The sequence below is a fragment of the Allotamlana fucoidanivorans genome (genome assembly GCF_045788535.1).
Lineage (GTDB): Bacteria > Bacteroidota > Bacteroidia > Flavobacteriales > Flavobacteriaceae > Allotamlana > Allotamlana fucoidanivorans.
In genome coordinates this window covers 3299265-3317103 of the sequence record NZ_CP074074.1, presented here as the reverse complement: position 1 = coordinate 3317103, position 17839 = coordinate 3299265, and the positions used below count along the sequence as shown (strand labels likewise).

At 31.4% G+C, this 17839-nt stretch carries 18 protein-coding genes; 9 read left to right on the top strand and 9 right to left on the bottom strand.

Annotation, left to right across the window (positions count from 1 at the left end; genetic code table 11):
- Nucleotide 1: 1 nt before the first annotated feature.
- Entirely contained in the window at nt 2-247 is a 246-nt protein-coding gene (locus tag KFZ70_RS14090; RefSeq protein ID WP_139694913.1) for a hypothetical protein, read from the bottom strand.
- 215 nt (nt 248-462) lie between these two features.
- Here KFZ70_RS14090 and KFZ70_RS14085 point away from each other — a divergent pair, with 215 nt between their 5' ends.
- Nucleotides 463-1050, top strand: a complete 588-nt coding sequence (locus KFZ70_RS14085) for an NUDIX domain-containing protein (RefSeq protein ID WP_139694912.1) — start codon at nt 463-465, stop codon at nt 1048-1050.
- Between the two features lie 50 nt (nt 1051-1100).
- Here the strand turns inward: KFZ70_RS14085 and KFZ70_RS14080 are convergent, their stop codons facing one another.
- Entirely contained in the window at nt 1101-2114 is a 1014-nt protein-coding gene (locus KFZ70_RS14080; RefSeq protein WP_139694911.1) for a formimidoylglutamase, read from the bottom strand.
- A 119-nt stretch (nt 2115-2233) separates the two neighbouring features.
- Here KFZ70_RS14080 and KFZ70_RS14075 point away from each other — a divergent pair, with 119 nt between their 5' ends.
- Nucleotides 2234-3112: a chromosome partitioning protein ParA gene (locus KFZ70_RS14075; RefSeq protein WP_139694910.1), complete on the top strand. Its 879-nt coding sequence runs from the start codon at nt 2234-2236 to the stop codon at nt 3110-3112.
- Nucleotides 3113-3343: 231 nt separating this feature from the next.
- Nucleotides 3344-3934 (top strand): Crp/Fnr family transcriptional regulator, encoded by a 591-nt coding sequence (locus tag KFZ70_RS14070; RefSeq protein WP_139694909.1) that lies wholly within the window; start codon nt 3344-3346, stop codon nt 3932-3934.
- Between the two features lie 200 nt (nt 3935-4134).
- Here the strand turns inward: KFZ70_RS14070 and fumC are convergent, their stop codons facing one another.
- On the bottom strand, nt 4135-5532 hold the full coding sequence (fumC, locus tag KFZ70_RS14065) for a class II fumarate hydratase (protein WP_139694908.1): 1398 nt from the start codon (nt 5530-5532) through the stop codon (nt 4135-4137).
- A gap of 227 nt (nt 5533-5759) precedes the next feature.
- Here fumC and KFZ70_RS14060 point away from each other — a divergent pair, with 227 nt between their 5' ends.
- Complete coding sequence (locus KFZ70_RS14060) at nt 5760-5927, top strand: hypothetical protein (protein ID WP_199240640.1); 168 nt, start codon at nt 5760-5762, stop codon at nt 5925-5927.
- A 61-nt stretch (nt 5928-5988) separates the two neighbouring features.
- On the opposite strand, the gene KFZ70_RS14055 is transcribed toward KFZ70_RS14060, so the two are convergent.
- From KFZ70_RS14055 to prfB, 4 genes are all read right to left on the bottom strand, one after another.
- On the bottom strand, nt 5989-8412 hold the full coding sequence (locus KFZ70_RS14055; protein ID WP_139694907.1) for an outer membrane beta-barrel family protein: 2424 nt from the start codon (nt 8410-8412) through the stop codon (nt 5989-5991).
- Between the two features lie 90 nt (nt 8413-8502).
- The gene (arsC, locus tag KFZ70_RS14050; protein WP_139694906.1) at nt 8503-8844 is read right to left on the bottom strand and encodes an arsenate reductase (glutaredoxin); all 342 of its coding nucleotides are present in this window, start codon (nt 8842-8844) and stop codon (nt 8503-8505) included.
- The gene (locus KFZ70_RS14045) at nt 8841-9461 is read right to left on the bottom strand and encodes an HAD family phosphatase (RefSeq protein WP_139694905.1); all 621 of its coding nucleotides are present in this window, start codon (nt 9459-9461) and stop codon (nt 8841-8843) included. Before KFZ70_RS14045 ends, arsC begins: the two co-directional genes overlap by 4 nt.
- Nucleotides 9458-10568, bottom strand: a protein-coding gene (prfB, locus tag KFZ70_RS14040) for a peptide chain release factor 2 (protein WP_139694904.1) whose coding sequence is annotated in 2 segments (ribosomal slippage) — nt 9458-10504 and nt 10506-10568 — 1110 coding nt in all. Because the reading frame shifts where the segments join, the coding sequence is not laid out codon by codon here. The genes KFZ70_RS14045 and prfB overlap by 4 nt, the downstream gene beginning before the upstream one ends.
- Nucleotides 10569-10710: 142 nt before the next feature.
- Here prfB and KFZ70_RS14035 point away from each other — a divergent pair.
- Genes KFZ70_RS14035 through KFZ70_RS14025 form a run of 3 tightly spaced genes read left to right on the top strand, consistent with a single transcriptional unit; the run spans nt 10711 to nt 13759 of the window.
- Nucleotides 10711-11730: a glycosyltransferase family 2 protein gene (locus KFZ70_RS14035; protein ID WP_139694903.1), complete on the top strand. Its 1020-nt coding sequence runs from the start codon at nt 10711-10713 to the stop codon at nt 11728-11730.
- A gap of 1 nt (nt 11731) precedes the next feature.
- Nucleotides 11732-12766, top strand: coding sequence for a glycosyltransferase (locus tag KFZ70_RS14030; RefSeq protein WP_139694902.1), 1035 nt, complete (start codon nt 11732-11734; stop codon nt 12764-12766).
- A gap of 24 nt (nt 12767-12790) precedes the next feature.
- The gene (locus KFZ70_RS14025; protein WP_139694901.1) at nt 12791-13759 is read left to right on the top strand and encodes an ATP-grasp domain-containing protein; all 969 of its coding nucleotides are present in this window, start codon (nt 12791-12793) and stop codon (nt 13757-13759) included.
- Between the two features lie 104 nt (nt 13760-13863).
- Here KFZ70_RS14025 and KFZ70_RS14020 read toward each other — a convergent pair whose 3' ends face one another.
- Entirely contained in the window at nt 13864-14640 is a 777-nt protein-coding gene (locus KFZ70_RS14020) for a glycosyltransferase family 32 protein (protein WP_139694900.1), read from the bottom strand.
- A 152-nt stretch (nt 14641-14792) separates the two neighbouring features.
- Nucleotides 14793-15917 carry a hypothetical protein gene (locus KFZ70_RS14015; protein WP_139694899.1) on the bottom strand — a complete coding sequence of 375 codons (1125 nt, stop codon included), beginning with the start codon at nt 15915-15917 and terminating at the stop codon, nt 14793-14795.
- 202 nt (nt 15918-16119) lie between these two features.
- On the opposite strand from KFZ70_RS14015, the gene KFZ70_RS14010 reads away from it, so the two are divergent.
- Together KFZ70_RS14010 and KFZ70_RS14005 are read left to right on the top strand one after the other, a co-directional pair.
- Nucleotides 16120-17142: a low specificity L-threonine aldolase gene (locus KFZ70_RS14010; RefSeq protein WP_139694898.1), complete on the top strand. Its 1023-nt coding sequence runs from the start codon at nt 16120-16122 to the stop codon at nt 17140-17142.
- Nucleotides 17143-17168: 26 nt separating this feature from the next.
- The gene (locus tag KFZ70_RS14005) at nt 17169-17837 is read left to right on the top strand and encodes an HAD family hydrolase (protein WP_139694897.1); all 669 of its coding nucleotides are present in this window, start codon (nt 17169-17171) and stop codon (nt 17835-17837) included.
- The last annotated feature ends 2 nt before the right edge of the window (nt 17838-17839 follow it).

Here is a 17839-nt window from a genome sequence, read left to right as displayed (position 1 = left end):
CTTAGTTATCTCCACCATAAATATGGCCTTCGGTAAAATCACGGTAAGGCTTTTCTTTTTCTTCAGCTAATTTTTTATCAATTTCTTCCAGTCGTTGTTTTTCTTTATTTAATTTATACGACTTTCTGATACCTAAAATCAATAAAATTCCAAAAAAAACGGCAACTATAATAAGGACATTAACAATTTGTGATTGCTGCATAGCAAAGGGAACCAAGACAATAGAATTAAGATAGTTATATAGCATATAAATGCAAATTTGGGATTAATAGCTAATTCAAAGATACTATATTTTGTCAATTTTAGTATTTATTAAAACGATTAAGTTTTTAACAAACCTGTTCATAATCATATGTATAGTTCATTTTCTATAACATATTCAGTAAGTTTTTCAAAGGCTTAAGGAGAACTAACAGTATAAATAGAATCCTTTTTTTAAATTAGCTTGAAATAATTTATTGTATGCAGAGTGATCGAGTTAAAAATATTGAGAGTACGTTACTTTCAGATAATTATTATATTCTGAAAAAGTTACATTTTGATTATTTAATGGAAAATGGAGCTTGGGTAAACCAGATGCGTGAAGTGTATAATAGGGGAGATGGGGCAGGTATTTTGCTTTATAATAAAACGAAGCGTACTGTTATTCTCACTAAGCAGTTTAGGATGCCTACTTATATGAATGACAATAAGGACGGTTTTCTCGTTGAAATTTGTGCAGGTATGCTCGATAAAGATAATCCCGAAGCTTGTATTATTAGAGAAACCGAGGAAGAGGTAGGGTATAGAATAAAAGATGTAAAAAAGGTATATGAAGCTTATTCGTCACCAGGTGTATTAACTGAAAAAATGCATTTTTTTATTGGCGAATATACAGATGATATGAAAGTAAGTGATGGAGGTGGCCTACATACAGAGCATGAAGATATTGAAGTATTAGAAATACATTTTGATGATGCTATAACGATGTTGAACAATGGCGATATTGAAGATACAAGAACCATTGTTTTGCTTCAATATGCTCAAATTCATCAGGTTTTTGACGAATAGTAATTGTTAAAAACCTGATGCCATTTTTTTGAAAAGTAAGTATATAAATATTACCTCTCTTTTATGAAATCGGTGACCAAATAGGTAATAAGTTTAGCTACATGGTTTGACTTTTTCTTATTAGCAATACCTTCGCAAATATGTAAATAGGCCACATGTTCATTTTTGGCAAAATAATTTACAAAATACCTAACCTTATTAACCGAAAATCCGCTTGGAGTTAAGGCACTACTAGGAATGTTTTCTATAGCATCACAATCAATTTCAAGCCCAAATTTATTTTCTGAAACAAATGCAGAAGCTCTTTTTAATTCTTTCTTAAATTTTAATTCATTTTTAACTTCAAGGGCTTCGTAGGTGTTATAATCTAAATTTTCAGAGTTTTCAAACGTATCTAAAATTTGGTCAGATGTATAGTTTTCATGTAAACCAAAAACAAAATATTTATTAAGAAATCCTTCGGACAAAGCATAACTAAATCCATTACCACTATGGCGCCCTTCTTCAGCTCGAAAATCGGTATGTGCATCAAAATTTATGGCGTTTATGGGTTTACCATAAGCTAAACTAGTACCTTTTATGTTGCCATAAGCGTTGTTGTGCCCGCCGCCAATTATAATAGGTGTTTTTCCAGCTAAGACTATTTGATATATAATATGCGTAACCTGTTTATCTATTTGTTCTACTATTTTTCTAGACTTTAAAACATCTTTTTTTCTAGATTGATTAAGTTTGGCCATTTGATCCTGTTCTTCACTAAAATCTAAATGTCCTAAGAGCAATATTCTATTGGCATTGTAAAAACGGTTACTTTGTATATTTAATAAGGTGGTTATAAATGCCTCCCAAGTTTTTGAAGCACCTGTTTTTCCATGATTAGCAAACACTCCAACATCCTCTGGTAAACCCAAAATAACATACGTAACATCCAAATTTTCAAGTTGCTCGTATATATTGGAAATGCTGGTTAATGTTTGAATATGTTGACCAAACTTGGATTCACCAGTTCGTTTTTTTAAAAGGCTGTTACAAGTTTTTCTATTAAATAATACTAGTTTATCCATAAAGTAAATATATTTAGACAAACTAAAATTAGTCATTAATTTATTTGCAGCATTATAAAAACCGAACAAAAATAGTAGGCGATCAAGAATTAACCTTAACAACATTAAAACTTTTTATTATGGAAAACAACAAAAGTAGCACAGGTCTAAAAGTAGCATTAGGAATAGCTGTAGTTTTATTTTTAGCAACAGGTTTTTATACTATGAATTTATATAATAGTAGTAAAAAAGTCCAGAATGATTTGACTGAGCAAAAGCAGTTGGTGATGAACGATTTAAATGCCATGGCCAAGCAGTATGATGATGCCATTAGCGAAAATGAAGTTGCTAACAAAGATTTAATTGAAGCCAGAGAACGTATTCAAGGTTTAATAGATTCATTAAAAATTTCAGAAACTAATGTGAAAAGTTTATGGAGGTATAAACAAAAGTATGCTTCTTTACAAAAAGAGATGGATGCCTTATTAGCTCAAAACGATTCTTTAAGAATAGAAAATTCTTATTTGGCAACGTCTTTAGATAGTACTAGAGTACGTTTAGAAGAACGAACTATCTTTACTGATTCTTTATTGGTACAGAACAATGCCTTAGCAGAAGTCGTTGAAAATGCATCAATTTTGAATACCGTAGATTTAAAAGGTTCAGGGGTTATTGAAAGAACTTCAGGAAAAGTAATTCCAACAGAAAGAGCAAGACGTGCTGATAAAATTAGAATTTGCTTCACTGTTGCTAAAAACACCTTGGTTCAGGCGGGTGATCAAGAGCTATATATACAAGTTATTGACCCTAAAAACAATACTTTGGGTTTAAACGAACAAGTTACTTTTGAAGATAAAACTTTAAATTATAGTCTTATTAGTAAATTTAATTATGAAAATGCAAACTTAAATGTTTGTGAATTTGTAACTGCGAAAGATGATTTTGAAAAAGGAAGATATATTGTTAATGTATTTAACGAGAAGGATTTAGTTTCTACTTCAGAATTTACTATGAAATAGATAAAACTAAACGTAGCACTTAAAAGGTTTCAAGTTAAGCTTGAAACCTTTTTTTATCTGTAATTTTAAGTTTTTGAAATTGAGGAATCATATTTAATAACGTTAAAATTTTAAAAAATCACTTAAACAAGTTTTATTTGTAAATGAAAGATTAATTAATTGTAATATAAAATGAGGTGTTACTTTTATGTTTGTTTACTATTTAACACGTTATAAAAATTTTAGGCCCCAATGCATCGCAATCTAACTTTCTTAAATTCATTTTCATTTATTTCAGAAGACACGTTTTCAAAGTTGGCGGCTATATCAACCTTTAAAAAGGTAAACTCAGGAGTTCAGCTGGCTAAAGAGGGAGAACAACCAACAAAACTATATATGTTACTTACAGGGGTGGTAAGAGCATATTTAGGCGATGAGAAAGGTAAAGAGTATAACAAAAACTTTTTTATGGCACCAAGTTTTGTTGGCTCCTACACCGCTTTAATAAAAAGAGAACCGTCAAAATTAGTATATGAAACCTTAACAGACTGTAAGGTGTATGAAATTGATTATTCAAGTTTTATGAAATTATGTGAAACAGACATTTGTGTAAGTAATTTGTATAATAGAGTTTTGGAACATTTATTTATAAAACATGAGTCAAGACATTTAGATTTAATTTCTATGGATGCCACCCAAAGGTATTTAAAGCTCAATAAGGAAATTCCAGAATTGGAAGTTTTAGTACCTCAATATCAAATCGCGGCTTACCTTAGTGTAACTCCGGTTCAGCTCAGTAGAATAAGAAAAAAATTAAAAGAAGAAGAGGGTATTTCTAGTTAGATAAAAATAAATTATTAGCACCTTCTATTTGCTCAAAAGTCACAAATGTTAACAAATGTTAATTTTTTTGTTTAAACAAAGTTATACCTTTGAAGCGATTCAACAAATAAGTTTGAAGGATTGATAGCTAACCAACCAAAAAAACAGGTAATTTTTTTTATTACCTGTTTTTTTATATTGGAATGTTGTATATGGCGTATTTACTTTAAACTGCCTACCATGTCTTCTGGTTTTACCCAGGCGTCATAATCTTCCTCTGAAACATACCCAAGTCTAACAGCCTCTTCTCTTAAGGTTGTTCCATTTTTGTGGGCAGTGTTAGCTATTTCAGCCGCTTTATAATATCCAATTTTGGTGTTTAGCGCTGTAACAAGCATTAAAGAATTATTTAAAAGCTTATTAATCACCTCATGATTAGGCTCAATACCTACAGCACAATTTACGTCAAAACTTACACAAGCATCTCCAATTAATTGAGCAGATTGTAAAACATTAGCAGCCATAACAGGTTTAAACACATTAAGTTCATAATGACCTTGTAGGCCGCCAACAGATACCGCCACGTCATTACCAATAACTTGTGCACAAACCATAGTCATAGCTTCACATTGCGTAGGGTTTACTTTTCCGGGCATGATAGAACTTCCTGGCTCATTGGCAGGTATAATTATTTCACCTATACCCGATCTTGGTCCAGAAGCCATCATTCTAATGTCATTTGCTATTTTATTTAATGACACAGCAATCTGTTTTAAAGCTCCATGTGTTTCTACAAGTGCATCATGAGCAGCTAAAGCCTCAAACTTGTTAGGAGCTGTAACAAATGGTAATTCTGTAAACTGGGCAATATACTTTGCTACAAGTTCACTATATCCTTTAGGTGTGTTTAAACCCGTTCCCACAGCAGTTCCTCCTAAGGCCAGTTCACTTAAATGAGACAAGGTATTGGTTAAGGCTTTTAAACCGTGATCTAATTGAGCTACATAACCTGATAATTCTTGTCCTAAAGTTAAAGGTGTTGCATCCATTAAATGTGTACGACCAATCTTTACAACATTTTTGAAATCTTCAGATTTTTTGGCTAAAGTATTTCGTAATTGTTTTACTCCAGGAATGGTAGTTTCAACAATTTTCTTGTAAGCAGCGATATGCATACCTGTTGGAAATGTATCATTTGAAGACTGTGATTTATTCACATCGTCATTTGGTTGAATTGTTTTTTCCCCTTCACCTATTGCTTTACCCGCTATTTGATGTGCACGATTAGCAATTACTTCATTAACATTCATATTGCTTTGAGTACCAGAACCTGTTTGCCATATAACTAAAGGAAATTGGTCATCATGCTTACCATCAAGAATTTCATCACAAACTTGAGAAATCAAATTACGCTTTTCTTCTGATAATACACCTAATTCACAATTAGTATGGGCTGCTGCCTTTTTTAAATAAGCAAAACCATAAACTATTTCTAAAGGCATAGAGGCTGAAGGACCAATTTTAAAGTTGTTTCTAGAGCGTTCTGTTTGTGCGCCCCAAAGTTTATCGGTGGGTACTTTTACCTCACCCATGGTGTCTTTTTCTATTCTAAAACTCATCGTTTAATCATTTAATTTGAAGTAGCTAAGTTACGGTTTTTAGCATTTTTTTATATATGATTTATGTTAGTTTTTTGCTTTTTTAAACGGATTATTTATATTTAAAATTAAGTAGTTTGCAACCTAAATAACTGTTTATAATCTTGTTAATAATTGTTATATTGATATTGTATAACAAAAGTGTTTACATTATATTTGCAGAAGATTTATAACCGACACGTAACATTATGTTTGATTTTGATCAGTACTTAGGCTTTTTAGCGTTTCTTACCATATTAACCATAGGATTTTGGTTAATGATTTTTTTATTAACTTTTGTAATTCCTTATTGGATTGGAGGTTCTTTAATTGAAAGAATTAAAGAAATTAGAGAAGAAAAGAAAGCTAAGCGTTAAGAGTTTAAATATAAAAAAGATATAAAAAAGGGAAGCTAAATTAAATAGCTTCCCTTTTTTATTACATGTCTACATCTCCACCTTCAAATCCGCCACTAGAACGTTCACGTTTTTTTTGTTGATTGAATCTGTACGTGAACGATAGATTGTAGGTTCTGCCTCCTCTAAACTGAATCTCTTGAAGAGAGGTAAAAGTTGCCGTACTGATTTGGTTTCTTGAAATATTACTATTAAAAATATCGCGAACATTAAAAGCAAGAGATGCTTTTTCCTTGAATAAGTCTTTGCTAAACGCCATATTTGTTGAAAACCGTCCTTTTCTGTCGTTTTGAGCATCAATACTTGGTCCCCGATAATTTAAGTTAGTTTGCCAGTCTATACGATATGGGATTGTCAATTTATTGGTTAATCGTGCCGACCAATTTATATTATTGGCACTTAAGTCAATACCTTCAAATTCACCATCTCGTTTTAGTTTGTATAGATTAAAATCTGTATTAACCCGCCATTTTCTCGAAGGACTATAGTTTACATTTAGCTCAAAACCATACCTATTGTTTGTTGCTAAGTTAACTGGGCCTCTGGCTATAACAGGAAATTCTTTTCCGTCAATAATAACCGTTTCTCCTGTTTTTCTACTCACAAATGTAATAACGTTGGTAGAGTAGGCGAAATAAATAGCAGAGCTTATGGTGAAATTATTAAAGCTGTTTAAATAGCCAACCTCAAAACGGTCTGTGTAGGTGGGGTCAAGATCTGGATTCCCTTGAAAAATGTTGGTTATACTTGAGCGTGAAGGAAATGGGTTTAACATAAACCCGCGTGGTCTTCCTAGGCGTCTATTGTAGCCTAACATTAAACTTTGCCCTTCTGTTATTTCATAATTTAAATTCATTGTAGGAAACAAGCCTGTTAGGTTTTTTCTTTTAAAATCACCTGTGTTAGGCTGGTCTAATGTGGTTCTAGTATTTTCTAATCTTAATCCTGCTAAAAAAGAAAATTTTCCAATTTTACTACCAAATTGAAGATAAGCGGCATTAATGTATTGTTTAAAATTAAAAATATTGGTTAAGTTTTTATTAACCTCAAACATATTGGTGTCAACATTAAGCGTATCCACTCTAAAATCTGTAATATTTTTATTAAAGTCACCTCTGTACCCCAGTTCAAACTGACTCATTTTACCAACAGGCAATACGTAATCGGTTTGAAGCAATATGCGTTGTTGATCTTCAAGGTTTTTTACTTTTTCAGAGTCAACACCATCAAAATTTATTACAGAATTTTCATCATCCGTAGTATCTTCAAACTGAAAATCAAACGAGAGTTTATGATTGGTCTCTTTAAAATCTTTGGTGTAGTTAACAGAATACTGAATGGTTTCTCGTTCTCCTATTTCAGGAGTAAGTCTAATATTGGTTTTCGATGTTTGATTAATCTTGTCAAACTGATATAAGTAGTTTTTAGATAGATTGTCACTTTGGTTGTTTGCATATACCAGAGCTGCCGTAAGGGATGAAGATTCATTGATATACCACTCTACACCTGTGTCTGTATTTATACCCTTTCTAATGTCTGTCCAATTTCTTCGTTCATTTAAGTCGGGTGTGTTGATGTCATAATATTTAACATCGTTATACCATTTACCCAGTGTGGTTCTGTATCTGTATGAGGTTGTGTTAAAGAAATTTAAATCACCAGTTCTATAGTTGATATTTCCTGAAATACCAGCAGATTTAGGATGTCCTAAGTTTGCAGTTATGGCACCATTAAGACCTTGTAATTTACTCCTTCGCAGAATAATATTCAAAATACCTGCAGTTCCTTCAGCTTCGTATCTAGCCGATGGAGATGTAATAACTTCTACTTTTTCAATGGCTTCAGCAGGCAATTGTTGAAGTGCTTCAGCAGAATTTAAGCCTACCAACCCAGAGGGTTTTCCATTAATCAAAATACGAACATTGTCATTTCCTCTTAAAGATACAGCACCATCAGCGTCAACAGAAACGGATGGCACATTGTCTAAAACATCACTAACATTTCCGCCGCTAACGGTCAAATCTTTTCCAACGTTATAAATTTTCTTATCGAGTTTAATTTCAACCGTAGTTCGTTCTGCAATTATTTCTACTTCATCAAGCGATTCTGTATTTATTTCAAGCGCAAAACGTCCTATATTTTCAGAGATAGTAATTTTTTTATTTGGAATAGTTATGGTTTTAAACGAGATGTATTCAATGGTAATATCATAAACACCAGTGCTTACAGGAATTTTAAATGTTCCTTTAGTATCAGTTATTCCTCCAGAAACTATTTTATTGTCTTGTTTATTGAAAAAAGCAATAGTAGCATATTCTAAAGGTTCGTTTGTTTCTTTGTCAATAACTGTTCCTGAAATTTCTACTTCTTTTGATAATGGTTTTTGAGAAATAGATTTCAACGTGAAAAAGCACAAGCTCATTAACAAGATAGCTCGTTTATTCATAAATAGTTTTGGTGGTTAGACTATAAATGTAGAGTATGGTTTATAGAAGAAAGGTTAATATTTTGTTAACCTGTATGTAAATGAAACATATTAAATAATTTCTGATATGTTTTCAGGTGGCCTGCCAATTACAGCTTTATTACCATTAACAACAATGGGTCTTTCTATGAGTTTTGGATTCTTTACCATGGCAGAGATAATCTCAGCATCGGTGAGTGCTTTATGCTTAAATTCACTTTTCCAAATGGCCTCATTTTGTCTTACTAAGTCCATAGGTTTTATTTGAAGTAGTTCAATAATTTTAACTAATTCATCTTCGGTTAACGGGTCGTCTAAATATTTTGAAATTTTGAAATCTTTGCCTGAATCTTCTAGTATTTTTAATCCGCTACGAGATTTACTGCATCTATTATTATGGTATATGGTTATCATTGTAAATGAATATTAAAATGTTTTAGTGCGACAAGAAGTTGTTCCGGTGACTTGAAATGTATACTGCGAATTCCAAGAGCTTGCGCCGCTTCTATATTTCTTAAATTGTCGTCAATAAATAGAGCCTGCTCTGGGTTAATATTATACCGTTGAAGGGTGAGTTTATAGATGTCATCAAAAGGTTTTCTCGTCTTTTCTTCTCCCGAAACAACAATGCCCTCAAACCATTGTAAGAAATCAAATTTTTTTAGAGCAATAGGAAATGTTTCTGCACTCCAATTTGTAAGCGCGATAATTTTATAGTGTTTAGACTCCCGTAATCTGTTTAAAATACTCACGCTGCCTTCTATGGCACCACCTAGCATTTCTGGCCACCTACCATAAAATGCTCCAATTTCATTTTCGTATTCAGGAAAAAGGGTAATTCTATCTTTTGTAGCTTGTTCTAAAGTATAACCGGCATCTTGGTTTTCATTCCAGTCTGGTGTGCAAACATGTTTTAAAAACCAATGCATTTTATCTCGGTCACCATTAAAAACATCTATAAAAACGTATTCCGGATTCCAATCAATGAGAACACCACCCAAATCGAAGATGATTGTGTTTATTGTTTTCATAATTGATCTTCCTCTTCAACTTTTTGTCCCATCATCATGAGGTATGCTTTTAAAAAGGGTTCAATATTACCATCCATAATAGCATCTACATTACCCGTTTCATGACCTGTTCTTACATCTTTTACTAATTTGTACGGATGCATAACATAGTTACGAATTTGGCTTCCCCACTCAATTTTCATTTTGCTTGCTTCTATATCTTCACGTTGCGAGAGTTGTTTTTGTAACTCAATTTCATAGAGTTGCGATTTCAACATTTGCAAGGCACGAGCTCGGTTATCATGCTGAGAGCGCGTTTCAGAACAGGATATTTGAATACCTGTAGGTTTATGGGTTAGCTGCACTTTGGTTTCTACCTTGTTCACATTTTGCCCTCCGGCGCCACTAGAACGTGCGGTGGTGATTTCAATATCGGCAGGATTTATGTCAATTTCAATAGTATCATCAACTAGAGGGTATACATAAACAGAAGCAAAACTGGTATGGCGTTTAGCATTACTATCAAACGGTGAAATTCTCACTAATCGGTGTACCCCATTTTCTCCTTTTAGCCAGCCAAAAGCAAAGTCGCCCTCTATTTCTAGAGTCACCGTTTTTATACCAGCAACATCACCTTCCTGATAATTCAGTTCTTTAACTTTGAATCCACTTTTTTCGGCATACATGAGGTACATACGCATGAGCATGCTAGCCCAATCACAACTTTCGGTACCCCCAGCGCCAGCAGTAATTTGAAGTACGGCACTTAAGCTATCTCCTTCATCAGAAAGCATGTTTTTAAATTCAATATCCTCAAGAAAGGAAGCTGTTTTATCATAATGGTCTTGAACTTCTTCTGCTGAATATTCACCTTCTTTATGAAACTCATAAAGAAGTTCTAATTCTTCAATGTTTGATTTAGCAGTTTTGTAGTCTTCAACCCATTTTTTTTTCACCCGCAGTGATTTCATAATAAGTTCTGCGGCTTTTGGGTCATTCCAGAAATTTGGATCAAACGTCTGTTCTTCTTCGTTTTGAATTTCTATAAGTTTGGTATCTATGTCAAAGATAGTGCCTAAGTTTGTCTAGGCGGGTATTAAGATCTTTAATCTGATCGTATGTTATCATAGTTGTTGTATTTTGAGCAAAAATAGGGTTAATCCATAAAAAACAAAAGTTTTAATTCATGGTAGTTATTGTGTTAATTAACGAATTTATTTAATCATATTATAACACCCATATATCTTTAGTATTTATAAAACCTTTTATAATGAAGTTGAGTATTTTGATTCCTATGTATAATGCTGAAAAGTATATTGGTAATTGTATTACTAGTTTGATAAATCAAGATGTTCCTAAAGATGATTATGAAATTTTAGTATTAGATGATGGTTCGGTAGACGATTCAGTAAAAATAGTGCAAGAATTCATTCATGTTAATGATAATATTCATCTATATACTCAAAGTAATAAAGGGTTATATGCAACTAGGAATAAATTATTAAGATTAGCTAAAGGAATATATATATATAACATAGATGCTGATGATTATATAGTCTATAATTCTTTAAGTTTATTGTTAGATAGAGCATTTGAATATAATGCTGATATTGTGGGGTTTAATTCTCTTAAAACAAGGCAACTAGATTTGTTTAAATCAAATTCAGAGAAGGAAACGGAAATTATGATTTATAAGGGGATTGATTTTTTATCAAAAACTAAACATTTTAACATAACTGTTTGGTGGTATTTTGTCAGAAAAGATTTTATTTATGAAAATAGTATTTATTTTGAAGAAGATAATCCGTTTGAAGATGGTCCTTTTTCGCTTAGAGCTATGTTTTATGCAAAAAAAATTATTTATCTCCCAATAGACGTACATAGATATGTACAAGTCCCTTCTTCTATAATGAATAATAATAGTCAAAATCATTCAAGAAGAATAATAGACGATTATATAAATGTAACATATAGTTTTAATAAACTTCTAGCGGAGTTTTCAAATAAAAAAAAGAATATACCGCATGAGATACTCAATAAAGTGAAATTTTTTAGAGATGTGAACATATATTATATGTTTTTTAGAATTATAAAGGCAAATATTTCAATTAAAAAGGTTGATGGAATTTTAAATGAATTTGAAACTTTGGGTGCTTATCCTATTTCATATTTTATTGAAAACAAGCTTCATAAAACAACAATTTATCTGTTTAATCATAAATACCTTTTTTATACATTCCTTTACCCTTTAAGAATTCTTTATAAATCTAAAGTATTAAAATTTTTTTAATATGAAGTTAAGCATTATTGTTCCTGTTTACAATGCAGAAAAATATATTTCGAGATGCCTTGAAAGTTTGTTATGTCAAGATATTTCAGTGGATCAGTATGAAATTGTAATTATTGATGATGGTTCTACAGATAAGAGTTGTTTTATTGTAAAAGAATTCATGGGTGCTTATTCAAATGTAAAACTTTATACCCAAAAGAATTCAGGAGTAGGAGTTGCTAGAAATAAAGGTATAGAATTGGCTTTAGGAGAGTATATCTATTTTATAGATGCCGATGATTATTTAGCAGATAATGTTTTGAACGTTTTACTTAATACTTTAACGAAGCATGATTTAGAAATACTTGCTTTTAAATCAATAGCAACGACTAATCCGCACATTAATAATATATTAGATAAAAAAGAAGGACGTTTTTTAGAATGTGTTAAAACAGGTGTTCAGATTATCGCAGACATGCCTTATAAAAATGAAGTTTGGTGGTATTTTGTAAAAAGAAGTTTCTTGTTAGCAACAAGAATTCAGTTTATAAAAGGACGCTGGATGGAAGATGCCATTTTTACTACAAAATTATTTCTTAAGGCCAATAGGGTTTTATATTTTGATATTGATGCTCATAGGCATATGGTGGTTCCAAATTCAGCTATGACAAGCAGGGAAAGCGTTCAATTTTTAAGGGTTATAAGGGATAATGCTAATGCAGCTATTGTATTTAAAGATATTATTGACAATTTGGATAAATCAATTCCTTTTGTTAATTCTTGTATAAAACGTTTGAAAACAAGACAGCAATCTTTTGTTTTTTTTATGATGGTAAGGATGCTAAGTTCTGCAATAACATTGCAGGAACTTAAGGCTATATTAACTAAAATGACCGAAGTAAGTGCCTATCCATTAAATTCTTTTTTAGGAAAAGAATATGGTAGGAAAATTTATTATATTTTGGTACCAACATTCAATATTAGGCACTTGTTTTATATTTCGTTTATTGTTGGAAACCCTTTTCTTAAATGGGTAACCCATAAAAAAATAAAATAATTGCTTATTTGATTTAAGAAATTTATGAATAATATTTTAATAACTTCAGGAGGAAGAAGAGTATCATTAGTAAAGGCCTTTATGGTTGAATTAAAAAAGCAAAGCCCATCATCAAAAGTGATTGTTTCAGATGCTGAACCCGAACTATCTTCAGCAGCTCAAATAGCTGATGATTATCTTAAGACGTTTCGTATTAATGATAGAAGATATATTGAAGACTTATTAAAAAAGTGTGTAGATAATGATGTTTCGCTATTAATACCAATGCTGGATCCTGAGCTGAAATTATTAGCAAAGCATAAGCATCTTTTTTCTATGCATAATATTTTAGTTGTCATTTCTGACATAGATTTTATTGATATTGCTGAAGACAAATTAAAAACTAAGTTGCTTTTTGAAGAAAATGGTATAAATACACCTCAAGTCTTTACTAAAAACAATTACAAAATACCATTTTTTATAAAACCAATAAATGGAAGTAATAGTGTAGAGAATTACATTATTAAAGATAAAGATCAAATTTCAAATTATTTTTTAAAAAATAGTTCATTATATTTTTTTGAATATTTAGATCATAATGATTACGAAGAATATACATGTGATTTATATTATTCAAAACAAGGGTACTTAAAATGTGTAATCCCAAGAAAACGAATAGAGGTTAGAGGAGGAGAAGTGAGTAAAGGGGTTACAAAAAAGAACAAAATAAAAATTATTATAGAGTCTAAATTTTCTTATTTAAAGGGAGCAAGAGGTTGTATTACTGTACAATTATTTATGCATAAAGAAACAAAAGAAGTAAAAGGGATTGAGATAAATGCAAGATTTGGAGGAGGATTTCCTTTGTCTTATTTAGCAGGGGGTAATTTTCCTAAATGGATAATAAATGAGTATCTATTCAATAAGGAAATTGACTTTTGTGATGATTGGGAAGCTAACGTACTTATGTTAAGGTATGATGATGAAATTTTGGTGAAAAATTATGAAACCTAAAAAAATAAGGTGACAATTTAGCCCATCCATTTTTATTAAAAATATTTTAAAATAAACCGATTAGGTGCCATCTATATTCTTAGTAAAGTAGTAAATACGTTACTTCAAGTTTTACGTCTTTTGAGTAGGCTGTAGCATTTTCTCAAGTTTAATAGATTTATGAATTTTTCGGTAAGGTTAACACCAAATAACCTTATAAGATTCAAACGTATCTTAGAAGAAAGTGGGAGCCAAGAACTATTATAGTGATGTATTGTATATGTTTCGCTAGTTAGCGATATTTTTCTTGTTTGATGATTCTTAGGACTAAAATATTCGAAAGGAAGAACATAAAATATATTTGAGTTAACAATAAATCTAGAAATGTTTTTGATTTCAATGGAATTATTTAGAAAAATGAGTTTTCTTCTTTTCTCAATTTGAGTTTGCATAATTTCTGGTAATATCTTTAAATCCATTTGCCCATTTTCTTTAATGAAATGTCTGTTTTCATAATATTTCATACAATCTAAAACCCAATCGGATTTTTTCTCAGCCCCGAAAATGGCGGCTTCAATAAGATTATCAAATTGACTTCCTATGAAATATGGCAGATGAAGGAGGTTGTCAAACTTTTTTAATACTTCTACATCTGTATCTAGATAAATCCCTCCATAATTATAAACAGCATAAAATCTGATATAATCAGCTGCAAAAGCATACTTTTTTACTTCAAAAGCTTGTTTGGTCCATTCGGTTACATTAACATCAAATTTTTTAGAATCCCACAAAATAAATTGATAATCTGGCAGCTGCTTTTTCCAAATAGAAAGATTTTTTTTAACATCTCTTGGATATTTATTTTCGCTTAACCAGCAAAAATGTATAATTTTTGGAATCATTAAGTCACTAATTCTTGAAATGATATCGATTAAAATATCGATATCATGATTTATATTTATTCGATTTTTGGGCAGAAATTTATAAATAAAAAAAACCTAAGAAATTAATCTTAGGTTTTTTTTATTATTTGTCTTTAAAACGTAGCACAATGTTAATTACAAACTACTGCATGCACTATAATACTTATTGCGCCTTCTAAACCTGTTCCAATAGTATATTGGCCAGGAGCAACAGTCTTTTTACCCTTTTTATTGGTTGGGTAATCTGCCTTACCAGCATAAACGTGGGTTTCTCTTAATTCATAACCTTCATCTATATTATAAACAACTTCTACAGTGCCATTAGCGTAGGTAACATCAACGGTACCTACTTTAACTCCTTTTGATATATCACACTGACCAGCGCCAGCATAAACCTCAAAACTATATTCTCCTGGTTCAGGAAGTACAATTCTCCATCCCCAACGTTTATTACTGAAACCTTCATCAATAAAACAAATATTACCATCATTACCTCTAGCAAAGGCAGTTTCACAGTCTGATCCAGTAGTCCTACATTCAGTAGCAAAATTGAAGTCCATCACATATTTATTACCAGTTTCTTGGTGGATCATCCAACCCCATCCGCTTAACCCATAAGCGTCAGGATCTGCTCCATGAAAATTCGCACCTCCTGTACCAACATAAATTCCAAAATGAGGGGTATTAGGATCATCAGCATCAGGACGTTGAATAACATCATAAGTTCCTTCTTCATAGCAACTTCCTCCAGTGGCTGTAATTGTACTTTTTTCAGGATCTATAACATAATATGAAAGTGTTTCTTTATCTATATTTGAACAGTTATTTGGTGATTCATCTTTAAACTGACCATTGTTTCCAAAAGAATCAGACCAAGTTGTCCAATCCATCTTGTCTTTCAAATATACATCAACTGTAACTAAACACCCTGTAGAGTTAATAGTAGTTCCAGAAATGTGAGCCGTTCCATCAGGATATTCCATAAACGATAAACTCACACCATTTTCTGCATCAGAACCAAAATATGTTGTAGGGTTAAAATAATCATTGTTGTTCGTTAAATTAGGCCACCAAAAATTAGCTGAAGGTTGCCCCGTTATATAACATCTATCCGCATCAATAACTGTACATGTAGTTGTTAAAACATCAAATGACTGTAAATCTTGTTCAGTCATCTGCTCTGAATTCACATTTTCATTTTGGCAAGAAAATGCGACAAAGCAAAGAATTAATAGTAATTTTGTAAAATTTTTCATTTTTCCTATGTGTTTGATTAATAGCTTAATAAATACTAAAGTAGTTAATCTTATGCATACCTTGTTTTTTTTTTGTCCATTTACTTGTTTTTTCGTCAAATGGAAAAATAGGGTATTTACTATAAGAATATGTGTCAGTTATAGAATTCATTTAAATTTACTTTTATTAATTTTCAACATTAAAATTTAGTTATTTAAAGGTATGATAATAGATCTTCGAAGTGATACAGTAACCAAACCAACACAACATATGTTAGAAGCTATGATGCAAGCAGAAGTTGGTGATGATGTCTTTAGGGAGGATGAAACCATGAACCAATTAGAAAAAAAAATGGCCAGTCTTTTTAATAAAGACACCGCGCTATTTTTTCCTAGCGGAACCATGGCAAATCAAACGGCTATAAAACTTCATACGAAGCCTGGAGATCAAGTTATTTGTGACAAGTATGCCCATATTTATAATTATGAATCAGGAGGGGTGTCATTTAACAGTGGGGTGTCCTGTAAACTTATTGATGGGTATAGAGGTATGTTTACAGCAGAGCAAGTTGTAAATGCGATAAATCCAGATGCTTACTATTATAGCAAGTCTACTTTGGTTGAAATAGAAAACACAACAAATAAAGGGGGAGGAGCATGTTGGGATTTTAAAGAAATTATGAAAATAAGTAAAGTGTGCCGAACCCATAACTTAGGGTTTCATTTAGATGGGGCTAGATTATGGCATACCTTGGTTGAAAAAAAAGAATCTTTGACCGATTATGGGAACGCATTTGATACTATTTCAGTCTGCTTAAGTAAGGGATTAGGGTGTCCGGTTGGGTCAATTTTAATTGGAAACGACAATATTATGGAGGATGCGTTAAGAATAAGAAAGGTTTTTGGAGGCAATATGAGGCAGGTAGGGTATTTAGCCGCTGCTGGTTTGTATGCTCTAGATCATCATATAGAAAGATTGGCTGATGATCATAGACGTGCCAAGGAAATAGGACAGGAGTTATCAAAATTAGCATTTATTAGGACTGTAGAGCCCATTGAAACAAACATTGTTATATTTGAATTAGAACGGCATATTGATGATAAAGCATTTGTAAAATTACTAGAAGCTCATCATGTTCATATTATCAATATGGGGGATAGTAAATTGCGTATGGTTACTCACTTGGATTATGATGACGATAAACACAATAAACTTATACAAATACTTAGAAAACTATCTGTTTAGTGCTGGTTTATATTTAGTTATTAACTATGAAAGTTGAAAAAGTAGTTGTTTTTGATTTAGATGATACACTGTACCAAGAAATTGATTTTTTGAAATCAGCTTACAACGCTATTGCTAATAAAATAAGTAAACTTAAAAAAGTTTCAAAAGGATGTGTTTATTCAGATATGCTAACATGGTACAACAATAAAGAAAATGTCTTTAAAAAGGTTCTTGAAGTGTATAATGTAGACTTGAGTGTTTCTGATTTATTAATCATGTATAGAAACCATGTTCCAAATGTTTTCCTTACTCCAGATAGATTAGACTTATTAAAAAGTTTGGTCAATAAAAATATACCTATCGGAATTTTAACAGACGGACGCAGTACACAGCAAAGAAATAAAATAAGAGCTTTGGGCTTAGAGTCTTTTGTTAAAGAGGTTTTAATTTCAGAAGAATTTGGAAGTGAAAAACCCAGTTTAAGAAATTACAAGTATTTTGAAAACATTTATGGTGATGCACAATATTATTATATAGCAGATAATTTAAAAAAAGATTTTGTTACCCCAAATGAATTAAATTGGATTACCATTCGTTTGATTGACCATGGTCAAAATATTCATAAGAACAAGGTGACAGATTTCCAATCAAATTATCAAGCAAAATATGAGGTAAATAGTTTCTATGAAATCAAAGCACTTTTAGAACTTTAATA